The organism is Psychrobacter sp. AOP3-A1-26 (assembly GCF_052378235.1).
In the GTDB taxonomy this organism is placed as follows: Bacteria; Pseudomonadota; Gammaproteobacteria; order Pseudomonadales; family Moraxellaceae; genus Psychrobacter.
The window spans coordinates 1-17,370 of sequence record NZ_JBQSXN010000064.1 but is presented as its reverse complement, the minus strand read 5'-3'; the positions used below and the strand labels follow the sequence as shown (position 1 = coordinate 17,370).

Below are 17,370 nucleotides of genomic sequence, written 5' to 3'. Positions count from 1 at the left end.
GCCAAATAGTAATTGGTTTGTTTACAAAGTTTCAACATCTGACCACCACGGGAGTTTTAAGTGGGATGATATCTATCAAGTTTAACCAATCAGAGCGTAATGTTTCTTTATGACATAGACTTACTAAAATTAGCCACACAGCGAGCGGAAGTCGTTCTATTTTGATTTAAATTAGGATCATCAGATATTAAAGGCGGGTTTGGTCCTTTCTGAAATCGCTTGATGGTAACTGAACCTCCTGCATGTACATTACCAGCTGAGCCTTCTCCAGCATCTACACCTCGCAATACTTTTTCAGTGCCTGTTTCTGGCCCTTGTGGATTGCTCTCTGGGCTATCGGCATAATACTCAGGATCGTACCAATCAAACATCCATTCATAATTTTGATTGACTAAATCATAAAGCCCTAAAGGATTGGGTGGATATAATCCGACAATAGGTACTGTAAAGACAATTGAATTATATTTATCACTAAACTCTCTTTTTTCTTCATAAGTCCACATATTGCGTCCAGGATCTATTTCCCCTGTATCCGTTGGAAATAGGATGTACTCTCCGCGATTACGCGCCGCGTATTCCCACTGGGCTTCGGTTGATAGACTCATCGGTACGTCTAATTGTTGCCCGAGCCATTGACAGTAGTGCTGTGCCGTTTGCCAATTAATACCAGCTGCTGCATTCGGTTGACGTATCTCTATTCCTATAGGTTGCATTCCCTCTTCATCTTGCCCTGTTGCCATACTATAGACATCAAAGTCGCTATAGGTTGCCTTGTAGGCATTCATACTAAAGCTATCGAGCGTCACTGGATGCAGCGGCTTATTGTCAGATTGTCCAGTCAATGGCAGGCCATCGGTCCAGTCAAGTTTAGGACCAAAGTCACCCATCTCATAACTACCCCCTTCGATAAAGCGCATGTTGGCTTTTTGCTGCGCTAAGAAGTTATCCAACTGCTTTTTTTCATCAGCGCTTAGATTGCTACGAGTTTGCGGGATACCGTTACTGTCCGTCGAAGTAGCTGGCTCTTTAGCGCAAGCAGTCATGGCAAATAGCGGTAAGATAAACAAAGATACGAATAAAGGCTTTAGCGGCATAATAGGCTACAGTGATATTTTGTTGAGAAGTCAGACGGATTGTACTAATAATTTGTGTAGATTGTCTAAGTAGAAATATTAAACTACTGTCGAGGTGTATTAGGTTAATAACAAGGGTTGGTTATTATCAACTTTTATAGGGTAATAGCATACCAACTCCAGCCTTTATGCTGCCAAAAATCCAGAGCAATACGATCCAGCGGGCTTTGACGAAGATATTACATCGCCCTTCGGACGAGATGATGACGACAGTTATATGGTTTAATGATTAAAACCCAGCTGAACCATGCTCTCTTATTACCTAATACTTAGTTCAATGAGACAGATGTGTTCGCAACACAACGTGCTGAAGTTTCACGATTTTGATTAAGTCCAGCATCATTTAATATAAGAGGCGGATTGGGTACTTTGTACCAGCGTTTTACGCTCACAGCGCCCATCACTCTAATATTTCGTGCACTACCTTCATTGGCATCGACGCTACGTAATACTCTTTCTTTACCAGTTGATGGACCTTGTGGGTTATGCTCAGAACTATTCCCATAATAGTTGGCATCGTACCAGTCGCTCATCCATTCGTAGTTCTGATTAGTCATATCATATAGTCCCAATGGATTAGATGGATACAAGCCTAATATTGGGACTGTTGCTGGTGAGTCATATTTACTGCTAATTTCATTTGCTTGCGCAAATGTCCATACATTTCGACCATCATCTATCTCGCCATTATCAGTTGGGAATAGTACATACTGTCCACGATTACGTGCCGCGTATTCCCATTGTGCCTCAGTCGGCAGACTCATCTTTACCTCAAGTTGTTGGCCGAGCCACTGGCAGTAGTGCTGGGCAGTTTGCCAGTTGATACCAGCAGCAGCGTCAGGTTGATGTAGTTCTATGGTGTACTCCTGCATTCCTTCTTTGGGCTGCCCAGTCGCCATACTATAGATATCAAAGTCATTATAGGTCGCCTTATAGGCATTCATACTAAAACTATCCAGCGTGACCTTATGTAAAGCCTTATTATCACCACCGCTAGAGATCGGCATTCCTTCAGTCCAATCGAGCTTAGGACCAAAGTCGCCCATCTCATAGCTACCGCCTTCGATAAATTGCATGTTTTCTTTTTGCTGTGCTAGGAAGTCGTCTAGCTGTTTTTGTTCATCCGCAGTCAAATCGCTACGAGTTTGCGGGATGCCGTCGTTATCAACCGAAGGCTCTTTAGCACAAGCAGTCATGGCAAATAGCGGTAATATAAACAGAGATACGAATAGAGGCTTTAGCGTCATAATAGTCTACAGAGATGTTTTGTTGAGAAGTCAGACGGATTATACTAATAATTTACGTGAATTGTCCAAGTCGCTATATTAAACTATTGTTTATCTAGATTGGGTTAATAAAAAAAGGTTAGTTACTATTAATTCTTATAGGGTAATAGCATACCAACCCCAGCTTTTATGCTGCCAAAAATCCAGAGCAATACGATCCAGCGGGCTTTGACGAAGATATTACATCGCCCTTCGGACGAGACGATGACGACAGTTATATGGTTTAATGATTAAAACCCAGCTGAACCATACTCTCTTATCACCTAATATTTAGTTCAATGAGACAGATGTGTTCGCAACGCATCTTGCTGATGTTGCACGATTCTGATTGATGCGTAGATTATTCTTTACAAGAGGTGGATCAGGCAATTTGTGCCAGCGTTTTACGCTCACAGGACCCATCACCCTAATATTTCTAGCGTCACCTTCATTGGCATCTACGCTGCGCAATACTTTTTCTTTACCAGTTGATGGACCTTGGGGGTTATGCCCAGGGCTATTTCCATAATACTTGCCATCATACCAATCAATCATCCACTCATAGTTTTGATTGGTCATATCATACAGTCCTAATGGATTGGGTGGATATAAACCAATGATTGGTACGTCCAAACTGGTATTATATTTATTACTGAATTCACGTGCTTGATCAAATGTCCATACATTTCGACCATCATCTATCTCTCCAGTATCGGTCGGGAATAACACATACTGACCACGATTACGCGCGACATACTCCCATTGTGCCTCGGTTGGTAGGCTCATCGGCACATCTAACTGTTGGCCCAGCCATTGACAATAATGCTGCGCGGTTTGCCAGTCAATTCCAGCAGCTGCATTAGGCTGATGTAGTTCTATCACAGATTCCTGCATTCCTTCTTTAGGCTGCCCAGTCACCATACTATAGATATCAAAGTCACCATAGGTCGCCTTATAAGCATTCATACTAAAACTATCCAGCGTGACCTTATGTAAAGCCTTATTATCACCACCGCTAGAGATCGGCATTCCTTCAGTCCAATCGAGCTTAGGACCAAAGTCACCCATCTCATAGCTACCCCCCTTAATAAATTGCATGTTTTCTTTTTGCTGCGCTAAGAAGTTATCCAGTTGCTGCTGTTCATCATCGCTTAGATTACTACGGGTTTGTGGAATGCCGTTACTGTCCGTCGAAGTCGCAGGCTCTTTAGCGCAAGCAGTCAAGGCAAATAGCGGTAATATAAACAGCGGTACGAATAGAGGTTTAAGCATCATAATGGGCTACAGTGATATTTTGTTGAGAAGTCAGACGGATTATACTAATATCACTGCGAGCACAGATCCCATTGTACTCAAGCTCAATATACTTAGTGACATCATTGACGACTTCAAATCTTATTTTATAGTCTTGGCGATATATCAGTTCATTCTTCGATATGCCTAAAAACCTTTCTTAATCATGATTAACTGTTGTTAATCCACTTAGTTTATCAAGTTTGGTACTACAGTTGCTTCAACATAGCTCCGTCTAATATAGCCACATTTATAACATAGCTCCGTCTAATATAGCCACATTTATATAATGACGTTTAATCGTCACTATATAAATGTTTTTGAATGGTAATAAGCACTGTTTGATTTAAACCGCTATCTGCCGCGCCTGATTGCTCAAATTTACAAAGTCTTTCACAGTTAATGTTTCAGGACGTGCTTGTGGATCAATACCGCAAGCCGCAAAGTCGTCTTCGCTCAATGTTGGCAATAGTGTCGATTTTTTAAATATCGCCCGCAGCGTTTTACGACGATGATTAAAGGTTTCGCGTACCACAATCGCAAAATGTTCTTCATCCTCTGCCACGACCGGTTTATCAATGTGCGGCGTCAAGCGAAAAACAGCGCTGGTTACTTTGGGTGGCGGATTGAATGCACCGCGAGGTACGGTCAGCAGATAATCTGTATCGCAATGATACTGCATGATGACAGACAAGCGGCCGTAAGTTTTGCTACCGACATCGGCAGTGATCCGCTCAACGACTTCTTTTTGTAGCATAAAGTGCATGTCTTGAATCACATCGGCATAGCTGAGCAAATGAAACAATATAGGCGTAGAAATATTGTATGGTAGATTACCCACTACCCGTAGCTTACCGCGTTCAGGGCTATACAGCTCACGATAATCCACATGCATGGCATTTTCTTTGATAATCGTAAAGTTTGGGTGACTATTGGCGCCAATACGAATACGTAGGCTATCTGCCAAATCACGATCTAGCTCGACCACGGTCATCGCATCCACTTCTGCCAATAACGGCTCCGTCAGCGCGCCCATCCCTGGCCCAATCTCAATGAGATTATCGTCGCGTTCTAGGCGAATACTGTCAACTATTTGGCGAATAACACTGCCATCGTGCAAGAAGTTTTGACCAAAGCGCTTCCGCGGCTGGTGTTTGGCAGCGCGTAGGCTGTTAGAAATAGATTGAGCATCAAACGAAGTTTTGGACATAAAAAAGTCTTAATGGATAGAAGTTAAATGGACGATAGCGCTATGGCAACAATGTGCTGCTTTTATTTGCTAATTTTATAATGATAAATTATAGCACAGCTCATAATTGCCCAGTATCTTTGAGACATTTTATTGATAAATCACCCATACCTTAGCGCAACCGACACAGTGTCTTTTTTTGTTCTCAAACCATTGATACCATGATCCTACAGGATAAGTCTCAAGTCCTCACTAGGGAGCCGCGCTTATTCATATAAATGAGTGACTATGTTTAATGAACGTATCAGTAAGTGTTTAATCTAAGTTAAACCTAGTCTACCCAGCTCAAACATTTATCTCCGTTTCTAATGAGATAAGCTTTAATTTGAAAATTATAATATTTAGCGTATAAATCCGCTGAAGTATTGAATTGATGCTGCTTATAATTTTCATATCCATGTGTAGTTCCTATTATTGGAACAATATTTTCATCGCTAACGCACCCTCGCTTTATTTCGGGAGTGTAGGGACCACCACTGTAAGTGGCATAAACGTGTAAATCACCCTTCGAAATTGCTTTCAGAGCATCAGCTGTAGGATCTGCACTGTATAGATAATCCAAACTGAATGGTTGTTTTACTTCACTGCTACAAGCCGCTGCTAAGCAAAAAAACAAAAGTGGTATAAGTGATCTAATTACCAAAACCTCCTCCATGTTCTTTGTTTGGATGACGGGCAATAGAGTTTTTATATAATTGTCTCATAATAGTATTTTGATGGACTAGTGATAGGCAGATTATGGTAAATGACTTTCGGTGGAAGAAGTCAGTTTTCACTGGTTTCATTTAGGTATACCCCAGTGGAACCAGTTATTTCACCCTTTAAACTTATTAATAGACCACTCAAAATAGACTACTACAGTGGAACTACTTATATTAGGGCGTGTTTGATGACTTATAAATAGGCATTATTCACACTAATGCTATCCAATACTGAGTTACAGATCTCGCCAAGGCATAGACTTATAGAAGAGGTCTGTTAACAAGCGATTTATCCGCCATCTCGTTTGCCATGGTTAATGCTTGATACAAACTGGTAGCACTTGCGCCGCCACGTCCTGCCAAATCAAGCGCAGTCCCGTGATCGACTGATGTACGAATGTATGGCAATCCTAAGGTTAGATTGACTGTATCGCCAAAGCCGTGTGATTTCAGTACTGGCAAACCTTGATCGTGGTACATAGCAATGACCGCATCACAATTGGCTAAATGCCTTGGGGTAAACAAGGTATCTGCTGGCATTGCCTCCGAGATATCAACGCCTGCATCGATAAACTCTTGCAGCACGGGATTAATAATTTCAATCTCTTCCACACCCAAATGTCCACCCTCGCCCGCATGTGGATTGAGACCGCAGACCAAAATACGCGGCTGGGTTAAACCAAACTTCTCACGCATATCATCAATGACAATCTGTACCGTTTGGCGCACATTATCGGCAGTGATGGCGGCAGGTACGTCTTTTAATGCCAAATGAGTGGTAACAAGCGCTACTTTCATCGCTTCATTAGCGAGCATCATTACCACTTTATCACAGCCACTTTGCTGCATGAAAAACTCAGTATGACCGCTAAACATGGTGCCATCGAGCAGTTTAATACCAGCATCTATCAATGCAGATTTTTGCAATGGGCCGGTGACAATAGCAGCAACCGTATGATTGGCTGCCAGTTTATGAGCAATCTCTAACTGTCGCGCCACCATTAGGGCATTATTAATATCGATATGGCCTGCGACTATAGGTGCACCACAAGGCATATCAAGTAAAACAAACGTACATTTATTATCATTATTGGAAGCAGAAGTCTGCTGTGCAATTTGCTTTACAAAATCATCAGCATCCACTTGTGGCGCGATTGTTTGCCAAGATGGACAAGTGGTTAACACGCCCGCAGCGACCAATTTATCAGCCCGCGCTTGCATGGCTTCAGCTTCAGCAGTGACCCAGATTGGCCGCTTAAAATCCTGCAGTTTGCCTTCGGCTGCCAATAGTAGTACGACGTCCATCCCGATACCAGCAGGTTCACCGGTTGTGATTAACAATGGAAATTTTTTTTGTATATCTTGCATAGTAATAAGACCCTATTATTATATTAAGCATTTAATTTTATTATATTTTTTGATAAAAAAATAAATATTGATAGTCGCATTGTATAAATGATTTCTCGAACTTTTACAACCCTAATCTAGGATAGATAATTATTTATAGCGACCGAAAAAACCACATAATGTGTTAAACTTTCGCTTTTCATTTTAGCATTTATAAGCAAATACTAAGACCGCATTTTGGTACTCATATCGTAGGAGTATGACAAGCTTGTTTATAGTGAGATTTTCAAATAATGGAATTCTCAACAAGCCTTTCATACCCTTATAGAAAAAACCTCTACTGAATACTTTATAGCAACTTTTGCAACTGACTTTTAAAACCGACTTTTAAAATATTGGGCACTCATGGCAGACAACGAAAAAACCGACGACTTACTCAATCAGACACCGCCGCACAATATCGATATTGAAAAGGCACTACTGGCGTCTTTGATGAGTATTGAAGAGGCATATGACAAAATCGCAGATATCGTCACCAAAGATGATTTCTACGCAGGACGGCATCAATATATTTTTGACGCCATCGCCCATTTGGCTGCCGTCAACGAGCCTTACGATACGGTCATGGTACACGATTGGTTAGAGGCGCAAAAACTGCTTAAAAGTGCCGGCGGCGACAGTTATTTGGCGGATATTTTGAGTCAAAGCCCTGCTACGTTGTTTAACCTAACCGCCTATGCCCAGCGCGTGCGTGAGTTGTCTACTCTACGTCAGTTGATTACCACTGGCAATGACATGTTGACCCTTGCCTATAATCCTAAAGATCAAACGGTCAGCGACATATTAGACAACGTCGAAGCAAAAATATTTAGTATCAATGAGCAGCATAATAAACGCGCTGAGCAGCGTGGGCCAGTTGGTATTACTTCAGTATTGACTAATGTCATCGATAAGATTCAAGAGCTTAAATCGAACCCTGATGGCATGATTGGTCTGCAAACGCCATTTGTTGAGCTAAACAATAAAACTCAAGGTTTACAAGCAGGCGATTTAGTCATTGTTGCCGCTCGTCCATCGATGGGTAAAACCACCTTTGCCATGAACTTGGCGGAAGGAATTTTGTTTAACGAAGATTTACCAGTGGTTGTATTTTCAATGGAGATGCCCGCAGAATCTATCGTCATGCGTCTATTATCATCGTGGGGCGCAATTAATCAGACCCATTTACGTTCAGGACAAATGAACGAAGATGAATGGGCAAAAATGATGAATGCCATTCAGCATCTGCAATCAAAGCACCTTTATATTGATGACAGTACCGCTCTGCCGCCATCTGAGCTACGCTCACGCTGTCGCCGTATCGCTAAAAACCATGACGGCAAGCTTGGCGCTATCATCGTCGATTACCTGCAGTTGATGAAAGTACCTAATCTCGATGGTAACCGTGTTGGAGAAATCTCTGAGATTTCACGTAGCTTAAAAGCCTTGGCACGCGAGCTTGAGTGTCCTGTCATTGCCTTATCGCAGCTTAACCGTAGTCTAGAGAACCGCCCTAATAAACGCCCTATCATGTCGGATTTGCGTGAATCAGGAGCGATTGAGCAGGATGCCGATTTGATTATGTTCATCTATCGTGATGAGGTTTATAATGAGAACTCAGATCACAAAGGTGTGGCTGAAATCATCATTGGTAAACAGCGTAATGGCCCTATTGGTACCATACGTTTAGGCTTTGAAGGACAATTTACCCGCTTTATCAATCTGACGCCAGAATACTATCAAAATGTCAGTTTTGAGAATGATGAATAATGACTGTTTCAAATAAATATTGAAATATTATTTATGAAACGTTATAAAATATGACTGATTAATAATATAGTTAGTCCAGTATAAAAACGATGCAGCGGAACTGAAATTGATTTTTCGCAGCCTCTGTCTGCGCAGGCACAGCAAGCCAGAAAAATTTATTCCAGTTTCGCGTAAAAACCTCATGTATCTCTTTTATTTAGAATTGACTATAGCCAGTGATTTATCAGCCGATGATAAATCACTGGCTTTATCACTTCATCACTTTACTAATAAAATAACTTTGCTAAAAAGAAGCCTATTATGCGCACCATCACTATCAAACCAGCAGCCATCACCCATAATCTGAATCGAGTAAAAGCGCTAGCACCAAAATCTAAGGTTCTCGCCATGGTAAAGGCCAACGCCTATGGTCATGGCGTCGCGGCGGTCTTGCCAGCGGTCCAGCACGCTGATGGTGTTGGTGTCGCTACTTTAATAGAAGCACTAGAAGCAAGGCAACTGGGCTGGGATAAAACCATTGGTTTGATTGAAGGCGCATTTACTAGCGATGAGTGGCTACAAGCGATTGAATATGATATTAGTTGCGTCATTCATCATGCACCGCAATTAGACTGGGCTCTAGAGCATATACCGCCTGCTGATAGCGCCACTAAAGTAGTTTGGATAAAATATAATACCGGTATGAATCGCTTAGGTTTTAATGACCATACTATTATTCCAGCAGCGAAACATCTGCATGACGCAGGTTATCAGCTGGTTTTAACCACTCACTTTGCCAATGCTGATGATCATAACCATCCCCTAAACGCTATTCAAATTCAACGTTTTAATAACATGCTTAACTCGTTGCGAGAAACCATCAGCGCAGATATTAAAGGCTCATTATGCAATTCAGCTGGTATTGTTAATTTCTCAGAGCATCATCATGACTGGGTGCGTCCAGGCATTATGTTATATGGTAGTGCGCCTGTCATCGATCAAAGTGCACAGGAATTAGAGTTACAACCAGCAATGGATTTTAGCGCACAAATTATGGCCCTACAAACGATAAAAGTGGGCGATGCTATTGGTTATGGTAGCCACTGGATTGCATTAGCAGAAACCAGAACGGCTTTGGTGAGTATCGGCTATGGAGATGGCTATCCACGTATCATTAGCAAGGACGCTTATGTCTCCGTAATCGACGCGACCACCAATAAAAGCTATCCATGCCCAGTTCGCGGTAGGGTCGCAATGGATATGATTGTGATTGATATTAGCTCAACACCCAAAAACTTGGCAATAAATAGTAAAGTAATACTTTGGGGTAGTGTGCCACACGTTGATGAAGTGGCAGCACATGCGGGTACCATCGGTTACGAGTTACTGTGCAGACTAAGTACTCGTCCAGAGCGGACACTAGGTTAATAGCATTGATTTTGCTACTCAGTCTCAGTATTAGTATTAGCACCCTTTCATTAGAGCAAAATTGAACATTTACATTGAGAGTAATTGCGCTATACTAAAAGTTTGTTGTCACCCCAGTATACGCACTAATGCGATGCTATTGAAAACTGATAACTTTTCACTGACTGCGATCGATTGCTAGGATAACTATGAGTTTGCGCCATTTTTTGACCCTATCTGATTTAACCAAACAAGAACTAGAAAATCTCATTAAACGCGCGAGCGAATTGCGAAAAATGCAACACGCAGGCGAGATATATCAGCCGTTTGTTGGTCGTACGCTTGGCATGATATTTGAAAAGTCATCAACCCGTACGCGCATCTCGTTTGAGACTGGTATGGGACAGTTTGGTGGTAGCGCTATTTTCTTATCGCCAAATGACACCCAGCTTGGACGCGGTGAGCCGCTAGAAGATTCAGCTCGCGTTATCTCTAGCATGGTCGATATCATCATGATACGTACTTTTGGGCACGAAAAAGTCGAGACCTTTGCTGAATACTCTAGTGTGCCGATTATCAACGCCCTCACTGATGATTTCCACCCTTGCCAGCTGCTTGCTGATATGCAAACCTACTATGAGCATCGCGGTAGTATCGAAAATAAAATCGTCACTTGGGTTGGTGATGGTAATAATATGTGCGCATCTTATATGCAAGCCGCCAATCAGTTTGGTTTTGAGCTACGCGTGGCAGCGCCCTATGGTTTCGAGCCTGACCCTGAGCTAATGAAACGCTTTTCGCATTGCGTAAGCATCGTCGAAAACGTACAAGAAGCGGCGAAAGATTCGAACTTAATCGTCACTGACGTATGGGCAAGTATGGGTCAAGAATCTGAGCAAAACACCCGTGCTCGTCGATTTGCCTCTTATCAAGTAACACCATCGCTGCTTGATAAAGCCGACCCTGAAGTGGTGTTTATGCACTGCTTGCCAGCTCATCGCGGCGAAGAAATATCTCATGATATGCTAGATGATCCACGTTCGGTCGTGTGGCATGAAGCCGAAAACCGCTTACATGCGCAAAAGGCATTAATGGAGTTTTTATTAAAAGACAAAATTAAGCTATAGGCATCTATTTTATAGGCACATATTTTCATCAGCTGTTTATACAGTAATAGATAGCAAAAAAGGCGGCGTACATAAATTGTACGCTGCCTTTTTAATATTCGGTCGATAAATGACGAATAATTAACGAGTCAATACTTCAACCCCATTACTACTGGCTTTTAACAAAACATCTGCTTGATTAGCAGCAAAGACACCATTACAAACCACGCCAACGATATTGTTTAATTGCTGCTCAAGTGCTAGCGGATTACTAACATCCAAATCATAAGTATCTAAAATTACATTACCGTAATCGGTGACAAAATCTTCACGATAAACGGGTTCACCGCCCATACGCGCTAATTGCCTGGCGACATATGAGCGCGCCTGTGGCAACACTTCTATCGGTACGGGAAACTCACGACCCAGTAACTCGACAACCTTACTCTCATCAACCATGCAAACAAACTGATTAGAAGCCGCTGCGACAATTTTTTCACGCGTGAGTGCCCCACCGCCGCCTTTGATGAGTTGTAAATTTGCGTTTACTTCATCAGCACCATCGATATAAACATCAAGCTGACCGGCAAAGTTTAAATCAATTATCTCAATACCCAATGCACGAAGTTTATCTTCTGTGACCTGCGAGCTTGCAACCGCGCCAGCCAGCCTTAATGTCGGTAACAACTCAATTAAACAGTTAACCGTACTGCCTGTCCCCACTCCAAGTATCATGTCATCTTCGATATAGCGTATGGCGGCTTTGGCGGCGGCTTGCTTTTGGGCTTGCTGATCACTCATCGTAAATCCTTGGCAAAATAAACGTATCATTGTAAAAGAAGTAAAAGACTAAAAGAGGCAAAATGCGGGGCTATTATAACTGATGACTTTGATGAATGTCAGCGTAATAGTGCTTCTAATAATCAGATATTAAGTTTATTTTTATCACCCATTTAACACAGGCAGCCAAAAAGCTAGCGCCAATAGCGTTACCAATAATACTGGCGGGGTAATGAGTAAACCAACTTTCATATACTGCCCCCAACTTATTTTATAGTCCTTTTCGGCCAATACGTGTAGCCATAATAAGGTGGCCAAACTACCAATGGGCGTAAATTTAGGCCCTAAATCATTACCGATGATATTGGCATAAATCATCAATTCTCGTGTCGTATCTGTTACTTGTGCGCTATCGATAGCCAGTGCGCCTACTAAGGTTGATGGCATATTATTCATAATAGAAGCGACAACAGCGGAGAGAAAACCCGTACCTAACGTTGCTATAACAGTACCTTGTTGCCCAAGCCAGCCTACAACCTGAGCGCCATAGGCGGTTAATCCGGCATTGCCCAAGCCATAAACGACCAAGTACATACCAATTGAAAATAAAACTATTTGCCAAGGGGCTTTACGTACCACATCGGATACAGAAATAATAGCACCACGACCACCTTGCCAAAAGCGACCTGCGATAGCCATGAGCAGTAGCGCAGCAGCTCCAGTGACAAGAGAAATAGGAATACCCAGCGGTTCTGTTGCAAAATAAGCCATAAGCAACAATGCTAATAGCGGAAAAGCCGCTTTAAAAACCAACGGGTCTTCGATAGCCGACTCTGGTGCGCTAAGACTAGCAATTGAATAGTGTTTTGGAATATGGCGCGCATAGACCACCCATAGCACAACTAGCGTTGCTAACACAGAGACAATATTCACTGGCACCATAACCGCAGCATAACGTCCAAAACCAATATCAAAATAATTGGCACTGACGATATTCACCAGATTGGAGGTAACCAATGGCAGACTTGCGGTATCGGCAATAAAACCAGTCGCGATGATAAATGCCAAAGCTGATGGTGGTGAAAAATTAAGCCTTAGCAATATCGCAATGACAATCGGTGTCAATAATAATGCAGCACCATCATTGGCAAAAAATGCCGATATAAACGCGCCTAACATTACAATCATGGGAAATAGCAAACGCCCTTGACCATTACCAAGTTTGGCTACATGCAGTGCTGCCCAGCCAAAAAAACCCGCTTTATCTAAAACAAGCGAGATGATAATAAGCGCGACAAAGGTAAAGGTCGCGTCCCAGACAATGTCCCATACGACCCCAACATCAGATAATTGCACCACACCAAAAGCTAAAGCAACCAACGCGCCGCCTATTGCGCTCCAACCAATGCCTAGGCCCTTAGGCTGCCAAATAACCAAAGTTAGGGTCACAATAAAGATAATGAGTGCGAGCATAAATAACCTTAACGTTACTTAGGCAAACTTGATGCCATCTATTTGATCTAGCCCAGTTAACATAAAATAGCTAATACAAAATAATTAATATAGTCTAGTGAAACAGCCTAGGGCGTGTCCTCATTTTAAAAATGGTGATAAAAATGAGTTAAATTGCAGTTAAACAAGGAAAATAGTGCAGATAATATCGGGATATTAGCCAACTATTTGACGATGTTTAGCAAAATTTAGCCATTTTTAGCACATTTAGGTATTATCGTTTAGATTGAGGACACGCCCTAGTAGTACAGAAGATTAAAGCGACTTTTGATTGACTCGCTGTGATACTTGTTCAGTATTTTCGACACGTTCTGAATAGCGATCAGTCAGATACGCTGAGCGTCCGCGTGTGAGCCATGTAAACTTTACCAGCTCTTCGCAAACATCCACGAGACGCAGATATAAAGGTGACATATCCATGCGATTATCATCATTAAACTCTAAAAAGGCTTTTGGAATAGACGATTGATTGGGGATGGTAATCATCCGCATCCAGCGCCCAAGAATACGCAATTGATTGACGGTATTAAAGCTTTGACTACCGCCACTTACTTGCATCACTGCCAACGTTTTGCCTTGGGTCGGACGTACGCCGCCTAATGCTAACGGAATCCAATCAATTTGCGCTTTCATAATACTGGTCATACTGCCATGACGTTCTGGACTCACCCACAGCATGCCTTCTGACCACTGCGCAAGTTCACGTAGCTCTTGTACTTTCGGATGCTCGATATCGGCATCGTCAGGTAGTGGCAAACCGGATGGGTTAAACATCTTCACCTCACAGCCGTACCAACGCAATAGACGGCTTGCTTCTTCAGCTGCCAGCCTAGAAAATGAGCGTTCGCGCAAAGAGCCGTATAACACCAATATTTTTGGTGGATGACGCGGGTCATTTGTTGCAATCAAAGACTCAATATCGATAGGTTGAAGCTTACTTGGGTCAATATTGGGTAAATCATCAAAGTCAAAATTTTGCTGATTTTCTTTAGCGCTTGGCATAGTGAATAACGTCTCCATTTTCTTTAGTAAAGCTGCTCACTGGATTGTCTAAAAGCTCAAACACTCGCTCTGTGGGTCGACATAATGCCGCGCCTTTATCCGTAACCACGATAGGACGGTTGATTAGAATAGGATGCGCAATCATAGAATCGATAATCACCTCGTCAGACAGTGCCAGATTATCTAAACCTAACTCATCATTGATGGCTTCTTTACTACGCAGCAATTCTCGCGGTGAGGTATTCATTTTTGCCAATAGCTCAACTAAGTAATCACGGCTTGGCGGCGTCTTAAGATATTCAATCACCTCTGGATTCTCACCTGAGGCTTGCATAATGGCTAAAGTATTTCTAGAAGTACCACATTTAGGGTTGTGGAAAATCAATGTTTTCATAGTAGGTTTACCTATTTATGAGTATATTTATCAAGTTAATTTTTAGCTTAACTTTGTCTGAATAATGATTCTAATGATTGTTTTTAATGGCTATTTTAATGAACATCTTAATTATCAGCTTTATTTATCTCACAACCACTTAAGCTGTCCATAAGCGACGCACATAATTCTGGATGTCCTGCACAGCAATCTTGCAGTAAAAACTGAATCACTGCCTGCATATGTGATAAGGAGGCTCGATAGATAATTTGGCGGCTGTGGCGCTTTGATGTCACCCAACCTGAACGTGCCAGTATCGCTAGATGCGCTGACATGGTGTTATGAGGCACAGACAGTTGGCGTGCTATTTCGCCCGCAGCTAAGCCTTCTGGCTCTTGATTAACCAGCAACCTAAACGCTTTTAGACGGGTATCTTGAGACAGCGCAGCAAAGCTGGCGATAGCAGTAGTTATTTCCATATGTCCAATAATACAGACAGGTCAAAATAATTCAAGATTTTTAGGCAAGTTTTTAGATAAATAACTCACTAAAAATCTATCTCGACTTCAATTAACCCTGTCAAAATACTAAAGCCGATATAAAAACTGCAATTGTGTCTTGCAAGATAGTTAAAATCAGCATAGGCTAATCTATTTCATTTTTATACTTATCTGCGCTTTTTGGTAATGGTTATTGTCAATTGCCACTTATATAACCATCCGCACTTTTTATATTCATACACACTCTAGTTTAGGAATCATTATGCTGTCACACTGGGTACGAGCCATCTTACAAGCCACCGTCTATGACGTTGCTATTCAAACACCACTTGAAGCGGCACCCAAGCTGACCCAGCGTTTTGCTAATGATATTCGATTTAAGCGTGAAGACTTGCAACCAGTCAAATCCTTTAAATTGCGCGGTGCTTATAACCGTATTAGCCAATTAAGCGATGAGCAAAAAGCACACGGCGTCATTTGCGCATCGGCGGGTAACCATGCACAAGGCGTTGCTTATTCTGCCCGTAAGCTTGCCATCAATAATATCATCGTCATGCCAACCACCACCCCAGATATCAAAGTCGATGCTGTAAGAGCGCTTGGCGGTAATGTAGATTTACATGGCGATAGTTTTGATGAAGCCAACCGCTATGCGATCAATCGCGCTGAGACCGAAGGCTTGACCTTTATTCCGCCTTATGACGATGAGCTGGTTATCGCGGGACAAGGCACTATCGGCCTTGAGCTGACCCAGCAGTGGCGTAATATGGATTATGTTTTCGTCGCCGTTGGCGGCGGTGGTCTGGTTTCTGGCGTGGCCGCATTCTTAGGTGAAGTGGCCCCGCATGTAAAAGTCATCGCGGTAGAAGCGGAGCAATCAGCGTCTCTTAAAGCCGCGCTTGCAGCAAATGAGCGCGTTAAGCTTGAGCAAGTCGGACTGTTCGTCGATGGTGTGGCCGTAGCTCAAATTGGCGAATTGCCTTTTGACATCGTGCGTATGCAAAAGAGTGACAAATCAGGCCCTGTCGTCGACCCTGAAGTCGTGACCTGCAGCAATGATGAAGTCTGCGCTGCCGTCAAAGATATTTTTGAAGAAAACCGCAGTATCGTCGAACCCGCTGGCGCATTACCCGTTGCTGGTATGAAAAAATACATCGAGGCCCATAACCTACAAGGCAAAAACTGCGTTGGTATCATTTGCGGTGCCAATATGAACTTTGACCGTCTGCGCTATATCGCTGAGCGTACTGAGATTGGTGAGAAAAAAGAAGCCATCTTTGGCGTCACTATTCCTGAGCAAACGGGTGCTTTCTTAAACTTCTGCCGTAGCCTACATGGGCGTAATATCACTGAGTTTAATTACCGTGCCGATAGCAAAAAGTCACCAGACTCCATGGAGCCTGCAGCGATTTTTGTTGGCATCGCGCTAAAAGAAGGCGATAAAGAGCGTCAAACCATTAGCAACCAATTGGCTGCTGATGGTTATGAAGCTCACGACCTAACCGATGATGATATCGCCAAGTCGCATATCCGTCATTTGATTGGCGGTCATGCCCATGTCGAAAACGAGCAATTATTAAGTGTCGTATTCCCAGAACGTCCTGGCGCACTACTGACATTCTTAGAAAAACTGGGTAATGATTTTAATATCACTTTGTTCCATTATCGTAATCATGGTGCTGCCGAAGGCCGTGTATTAGTTGGCCTGCAAGCTTCTGAGGGTAACTCTCGCCAATTACAAGACGCCCTACTCGATATTGGTTATGACTGTACCGCTGTCAATGACAATGTTGGCTATCAGCTATTTTTAAAATAAATAGCTATAAATTACCATCTATCAGTGCAGTTTTTTAATTTAGCCATTAAAAAACTGCGCTTGATGATTTAATAGTAACCTGGCCACCCTTTTAATTA

The 17,370-nt window shown here is 42.5% G+C and carries 15 protein-coding genes; 4 read left to right on the top strand and 11 right to left on the bottom strand.

What is annotated here, in order from left to right:
• Positions 1-107: 107 nt before the first annotated feature.
• The 6 genes from ACT3TU_RS10465 to pdxA all read right to left on the bottom strand — a co-directional run bounded on the left by ACT3TU_RS10465 (position 108) and on the right by pdxA (position 7,009).
• The gene (locus tag ACT3TU_RS10465) at positions 108-1,094 is read right to left on the bottom strand and encodes a formylglycine-generating enzyme family protein (RefSeq protein WP_192522383.1); all 987 of its coding nucleotides are present in this window, start codon (positions 1,092-1,094) and stop codon (positions 108-110) included.
• A gap of 308 nt (positions 1,095-1,402) precedes the next feature.
• Entirely contained in the window at positions 1,403-2,380 is a 978-nt protein-coding gene (locus tag ACT3TU_RS10460) for a formylglycine-generating enzyme family protein (protein WP_225736871.1), read from the bottom strand.
• A gap of 309 nt (positions 2,381-2,689) precedes the next feature.
• Positions 2,690-3,673, bottom strand: a complete 984-nt coding sequence (locus ACT3TU_RS10455; protein WP_444784338.1) for a formylglycine-generating enzyme family protein — start codon at positions 3,671-3,673, stop codon at positions 2,690-2,692.
• A 364-nt stretch (positions 3,674-4,037) separates the two neighbouring features.
• On the bottom strand, positions 4,038-4,901 hold the full coding sequence (gene rsmA / locus ACT3TU_RS10450; RefSeq protein WP_192524364.1) for a 16S rRNA (adenine(1518)-N(6)/adenine(1519)-N(6))-dimethyltransferase RsmA: 864 nt from the start codon (positions 4,899-4,901) through the stop codon (positions 4,038-4,040).
• Positions 4,902-5,211: 310 nt separating this feature from the next.
• Entirely contained in the window at positions 5,212-5,583 is a 372-nt protein-coding gene (locus tag ACT3TU_RS10445) for a hypothetical protein (RefSeq protein ID WP_192524363.1), read from the bottom strand.
• A 319-nt stretch (positions 5,584-5,902) separates the two neighbouring features.
• Positions 5,903-7,009 carry a 4-hydroxythreonine-4-phosphate dehydrogenase PdxA gene (gene pdxA / locus ACT3TU_RS10440; RefSeq protein ID WP_225736971.1) on the bottom strand — a complete coding sequence of 369 codons (1,107 nt, stop codon included), beginning with the start codon at positions 7,007-7,009 and terminating at the stop codon, positions 5,903-5,905.
• Between the two features lie 384 nt (positions 7,010-7,393).
• On the opposite strand from pdxA, the gene dnaB reads away from it, so the two are divergent.
• The 3 genes from dnaB (at position 7,394) to argF (ending at position 11,310) form a co-directional block, all read left to right on the top strand.
• Positions 7,394-8,797: a replicative DNA helicase gene (dnaB, locus tag ACT3TU_RS10435; RefSeq protein WP_192524362.1), complete on the top strand. Its 1,404-nt coding sequence runs from the start codon at positions 7,394-7,396 to the stop codon at positions 8,795-8,797.
• Between the two features lie 300 nt (positions 8,798-9,097).
• Complete coding sequence (gene alr, locus ACT3TU_RS10430) at positions 9,098-10,204, top strand: alanine racemase (RefSeq protein ID WP_192524361.1); 1,107 nt, start codon at positions 9,098-9,100, stop codon at positions 10,202-10,204.
• Between the two features lie 188 nt (positions 10,205-10,392).
• Positions 10,393-11,310: an ornithine carbamoyltransferase gene (argF, locus tag ACT3TU_RS10425; protein ID WP_192524360.1), complete on the top strand. Its 918-nt coding sequence runs from the start codon at positions 10,393-10,395 to the stop codon at positions 11,308-11,310.
• A gap of 120 nt (positions 11,311-11,430) precedes the next feature.
• On the opposite strand, the gene rpiA is transcribed toward argF, so the two are convergent.
• From rpiA to ACT3TU_RS10400, 5 genes are all read right to left on the bottom strand, one after another.
• On the bottom strand, positions 11,431-12,090 hold the full coding sequence (gene rpiA, locus ACT3TU_RS10420) for a ribose-5-phosphate isomerase RpiA (protein ID WP_192524359.1): 660 nt from the start codon (positions 12,088-12,090) through the stop codon (positions 11,431-11,433).
• Between the two features lie 144 nt (positions 12,091-12,234).
• The gene (locus tag ACT3TU_RS10415) at positions 12,235-13,542 is read right to left on the bottom strand and encodes an arsenic transporter (RefSeq protein ID WP_192524358.1); all 1,308 of its coding nucleotides are present in this window, start codon (positions 13,540-13,542) and stop codon (positions 12,235-12,237) included.
• A 294-nt stretch (positions 13,543-13,836) separates the two neighbouring features.
• Positions 13,837-14,583: an arsenical resistance protein ArsH gene (arsH, locus tag ACT3TU_RS10410; RefSeq protein ID WP_192524357.1), complete on the bottom strand. Its 747-nt coding sequence runs from the start codon at positions 14,581-14,583 to the stop codon at positions 13,837-13,839.
• Positions 14,570-14,977: an arsenate reductase (glutaredoxin) gene (arsC, locus tag ACT3TU_RS10405; RefSeq protein WP_192524356.1), complete on the bottom strand. Its 408-nt coding sequence runs from the start codon at positions 14,975-14,977 to the stop codon at positions 14,570-14,572. Before arsC ends, arsH begins: the two co-directional genes overlap by 14 nt.
• Before the next feature lie 107 nt (positions 14,978-15,084).
• On the bottom strand, positions 15,085-15,435 hold the full coding sequence (locus ACT3TU_RS10400) for an ArsR/SmtB family transcription factor (protein ID WP_192524355.1): 351 nt from the start codon (positions 15,433-15,435) through the stop codon (positions 15,085-15,087).
• Positions 15,436-15,718: 283 nt separating this feature from the next.
• On the opposite strand from ACT3TU_RS10400, the gene ilvA reads away from it, so the two are divergent.
• Complete coding sequence (gene ilvA / locus ACT3TU_RS10395; protein WP_192524354.1) at positions 15,719-17,272, top strand: threonine ammonia-lyase, biosynthetic; 1,554 nt, start codon at positions 15,719-15,721, stop codon at positions 17,270-17,272.
• Positions 17,273-17,370: the final 98 nt, after the last annotated feature.